Annotated in this window: 7 protein-coding genes; all 7 read right to left on the bottom strand. The window is 45.4% G+C overall.

All coding sequences use genetic code 11. The features are described from left to right. Positions 1-1906: DUF927 domain-containing protein (locus tag PSF67_RS21795; RefSeq protein ID WP_272677604.1), on the bottom strand; the 1906-nt coding region annotated here is incomplete at its 3' end. Next, on the bottom strand, positions 1893-2267 hold the full coding sequence (locus PSF67_RS21790) for a hypothetical protein (protein WP_181489823.1): 375 nt from the start codon (positions 2265-2267) through the stop codon (positions 1893-1895). The genes PSF67_RS21790 and PSF67_RS21795, both read right to left, overlap by 14 nt. A 58-nt stretch (positions 2268-2325) precedes the next feature. Continuing rightward, complete coding sequence (locus PSF67_RS21785; protein ID WP_272677603.1) at positions 2326-2940, bottom strand: hypothetical protein; 615 nt, start codon at positions 2938-2940, stop codon at positions 2326-2328. Next, positions 2940-3134, bottom strand: coding sequence for a hypothetical protein (locus tag PSF67_RS21780; RefSeq protein ID WP_210837282.1), 195 nt, complete (start codon positions 3132-3134; stop codon positions 2940-2942). The genes PSF67_RS21785 and PSF67_RS21780 overlap by 1 nt, the downstream gene beginning before the upstream one ends. Further along, complete coding sequence (locus PSF67_RS21775) at positions 3134-3307, bottom strand: hypothetical protein (protein ID WP_004255426.1); 174 nt, start codon at positions 3305-3307, stop codon at positions 3134-3136. Before PSF67_RS21775 ends, PSF67_RS21780 begins: the two co-directional genes overlap by 1 nt. After that, positions 3304-3885, bottom strand: a complete 582-nt coding sequence (locus tag PSF67_RS21770; RefSeq protein ID WP_004255428.1) for an ORF6N domain-containing protein — start codon at positions 3883-3885, stop codon at positions 3304-3306. Before PSF67_RS21770 ends, PSF67_RS21775 begins: the two co-directional genes overlap by 4 nt. After that, positions 3882-4091 carry a hypothetical protein gene (locus tag PSF67_RS21765; RefSeq protein WP_004255429.1) on the bottom strand — a complete coding sequence of 70 codons (210 nt, stop codon included), beginning with the start codon at positions 4089-4091 and terminating at the stop codon, positions 3882-3884. The genes PSF67_RS21770 and PSF67_RS21765 overlap by 4 nt, the downstream gene beginning before the upstream one ends. Positions 4092-4154 lie beyond the last annotated feature (63 nt).

Raw genomic sequence — 4154 nt, 5'->3', positions numbered from 1 at the left:
CTTGTCTATTGCCGCCATCTTTCGCGCCTTGTATCTTGCCTTTGCCATTAAACAGCGTGTAAGCCGATTTATAGACGTGTTTAGGGTCTGCTCCTTGTCCGACTTCATCCAAATACAAAAGCCCGTCATTGTGCGCTACAGCCTCGTTAGTCATCCCGTACTCAGTGCCATACCATGTTAAACGCTGTAAATCGGGGTCACCGTATAAACTCACGGCCATATCTGCGGTGGTGCTTTTCCCTGCTGTCGATTGGGCGTAAATGTGAATACCAAAACTGTCTGCCCCCGTGATACTCGTCATCGGTGCGGCTAAGGCTGCGCCAATTGCAAACATCATAAAACTGTTACCGTTAGCTAATCGTGCAACATCATTCCGCCAGCTTTCTACTGTTCCACTTGTCTGGTAGGCGGTAGCGGCTGCGCTTTGCCCGTTAAAAAATATCGGTTGCTCGGGTGTACCAATAATTGAGCCGTCTGGCATGATATACGCGCCTTTGTGCCAACCTGATTTATTAGTAATACTCCAATTCTCTTTGAATTTCTGGCGCAAGAGCCAATCAGATAAAGACTGTCTGAGCCCTGATTTAGTTGTCACAATTAGCCCTGCATTTTTAAGTGTTTTCCAGCCCTCACGCTCGCCAATATCCCCCATCGGAACGGCTTGAACGTTGTTATTACCCCACTCGAAAATCAAATACTTTTGATTCAGGTCATTAACGCCTTTCGTAATACGTTTTATGGCGTTAGATAACCATTGTTCATGATTGATAATTTCCCCTGTTTCCTTATCGGCTTTAGGCGTAACCAGAAATACACCATCGTCGCGTGATTCAATGCGTATTTTCATGGGGTCGCTTGGTTTTACTGTTTCGGTAACGCTTTCCTTTGCCGTTACAGTCAATGTAATCTCACTCATTGCCTCGTCTCCTTGTGGCTGATATATTCCCTCGCTGAAAGCAGAGGCAGTAGCTTCCCTCTCTCTGGATTGCAGGTAATCGTTCCAATCTCCCTGACAAGGTGGAATTGAAACATAGCCGCTAACTTCTCTCGCTGCGGCTTCTGCTTTCACCTTGCCCGTGTTGACCTCATTTTTACTGTCATTATCCCCTGCAATGATAATTTGGCTCTCTGGGTACTGAGTCCTCATAACCTTAGCCACATGAGTTAAGTTACCCGCATCAATTGCCGCTACTGTGTGCGCTTCTGGTTGGATTAACTGGCACGTCATGGCGGTTGCTAATCCCTCAGCGATAATCACCGTAGAAACGTTTACAGGCTCATTAATGGAGTAATAGCTGCCATTCTTCGCACTATCGAGTAATAGCCGTTTCTCGCCATTAGGTTTAATGGTCTGTGCGGCTGTGATTGTGCCGTCAGCGTCCATCAATGGAATAATTAGCGATCCATCGGCTAACAGGGTCACGGTGGTACTATCAAATCCTTTCGCCTTGAGATACTCAGATTTGCCCTGTTTAGCATTGGCAATAGTGCGGCTGTATCGCGCTGTAAAGCGTTTATGCTTCTCTATCTGCTCGTTAGCTTGGTTCTGGGCTTGCTGCGCTTTCAATGCGTCCTGTTGCGCTTTTACCTCATGGCTACGGTAGGCTGGTGGATTATCTGAACGGGTATCAATACCAATCATGCCAGCCACCTCATAAGCGGCTTCTGTCACGCAGCCCCCCAGAACACGCTGAACTAAGTCCAATCCATCACCCGAGCCGCACTGACTACAAATAAACGTGCCATTGTCGCCTTTGTTATCAAATCTAAAACGGTCTTTACCACCACAAGCAGGGCAAGCCGTGTGCGTGTTTAGGGGCACTTCTGCCCCAAGGTTAGATAATATGTTTTGCCATTGCCCATTCGCTTTCAGCTTCACCTCACGGATAACATCAATCGGTTTCATCGTCTGCGCCTCCTGCGGGTTCAGCCATTTCATGAGACACACTTAAAATAGACTGATATAACGCTTCACCCTCCAGAGTAAGACGCCCACAATCTACCGCTTTGGTTAAGGCTTCCAGTGCGGCCGTTTCGTATTCTTCAAACTGGTCTATTAACGGCTCAATAAAACAAACCTCAGTTAAGAAACAAAGGTACTCAATCGGTGAAATTTGCTGCTTGTTAGTACGGCCTTGGCATGTTTCCGTGTAGGTATAACATTCCTCAAAGTCATTCGGGCGGCTTTTAAATACAGCAAAGGCAAAGGCTTTCAGCGCATCATCAAGCGAGTTCGCTTTGGTTTTGAATGGAATAATGTTGCTCATTGAAATGCTCCTTTGTTCGCCAGTAAATGGTTTAAATTGTTAATCATGATCCCCCCTATCAGTGAAACACTGGCATAGTGCAAACTTCACTAGAACGAGCGATTTTCATAAGGCCATCATGCAAGATGGTTAGCCCATTTCGCCCTTTTTCAGAGAGGCGATTTCCCACTTCTGGCTGCATATTGATAAAGTCCATGTAAGCCCTGATAACTAACTGCCGCCCCATTTCCTGCCCGTATTGCTCACAAACAAAGTCTTCCATATGCGTAGTTAACAACGCTCGTTCGCCCGATGGATAAACCGATATCCCCGAACCGTTATCACTGTAATACAGCGTGGCAATATCTTTGCCTCCTAGCTCATTGTCGAGTTCAATAACGCCATGTTTATCTCTTAACTCTTGAACAAATGACGCTGCTACTACCCAACGGCATAAAATCAACGTTTGCTCTAATGTTGGGTTAAACAAGCGTTCTCGTTCACCTTTTGAGATTGCCAATACAAGCTCAAACCCCATGAGCAAATCCGTGTCAAAATCACCAGCATCAAGGGATTTAAGCGCATCGTCGTAGCTAATCACCTCGTTAAGCTGATCATTCTCACGATAAACCACCAATACACCTGTGGCACCATAGCCAAAACTGGCAACGTTACGTTTGATAAATAAGCTCATTATTTGCCCTCTGCCGCTTCGTTCATTTCATCCCTAATCGAATAAACAACAATCAACACCGCCCAGATCATGTTTCTGGTTTCGCCACACTCTTCAGCTTCCAGCCACGTAGAAAGTAAAGTAATTAGCATTAATACTTTTGCTTTGTGCGGCTCTAGTAACATTTCCACTTCGCGTTTCTGTTCCTGAGTCATCACTTCACCTCACGCACATAGTTAATTCGGATATCGGTTAAACCGTCTCGTTGCGCTTCTCGCATCACTTGCGATTGAGCGTCTTTCTGGGTGGCTGATATCACACGTTTGCTAATACCTAGCGTTAACCCTTTCGGTGTTGTGCCATACCCTGCGATTTGAAACGTTCTCATGAGCGATAATCCCCCATATCCTGAATGTGTAGCTGTGAGGCTTGTTCAATGGCCATTACCATTGGTTTAAGTGCTTTCTTCTCCTTGCGACGTAGGTTCATGGCATAACTGCCGCGCCTACCGTGACCTTGATAAGAGTCCGCTTCTAAACTGCTAATCAAGTTTTGAGCCTCACCAATTGGCATGGCTTCAAGTTCCGCCAGCGTGGGAATTTGAATATGTTTAATTTCGGGAAACTCAGACAAACGAAAGTAGCTGTTAACCATTGAGCGTTGAACCTGCCACGACAAATCATCAGTAAATGGCTTAACCAACATGAGATAACCAGATTCAGCCAATACCATTAGTTCAGGCGTGTACTTGGTGATATTTTCATCAAGGTATGGACGTAATACGTCCTGACCTAACAAAAAGTAATCAACTCCATCAATGAAATGGCGTTTATGCTTGGTGAATGTACGCCTTGCTGTACCTTTCGGGCGTTGGTGTACCTCGTCAATCATGGCAAAGGTGACTACTCGCTTACCTTGATACATAAATGGGCTTAAGCTGGTGGCATTGATAGTGACCTGTCTCATTTCATCACCTCTTCAAACCGTGCTATTTCTCGCCATTGCTCATGTATAAGGCGCTTTAACGCTCTTGCCATGTAATAAGTGTCGGTTTCTGCTTCATTCTCAACTGCTGTAATTAATGGAAATAAAATTGATTGGATTTCGTTATTAATATCTTTCACAGCATCGAACGCCGCCACATCACCAGATTTCAACTTAATCGTTTTCATTTGGTCGCCTCCTCAAGGGATTCGCATATTTCTGCGTTGAAGTCATACGCAATAGAAACGAGG

The sequence above is a fragment of the Providencia sp. PROV076 genome, from assembly GCF_028483405.1.
GTDB lineage: Bacteria > Pseudomonadota > Gammaproteobacteria > Enterobacterales > Enterobacteriaceae > Providencia > Providencia huaxiensis.
The sequence above is the reverse complement of the archived record's forward strand: the minus strand, read 5'-3'. Positions and strand labels throughout refer to the sequence as shown.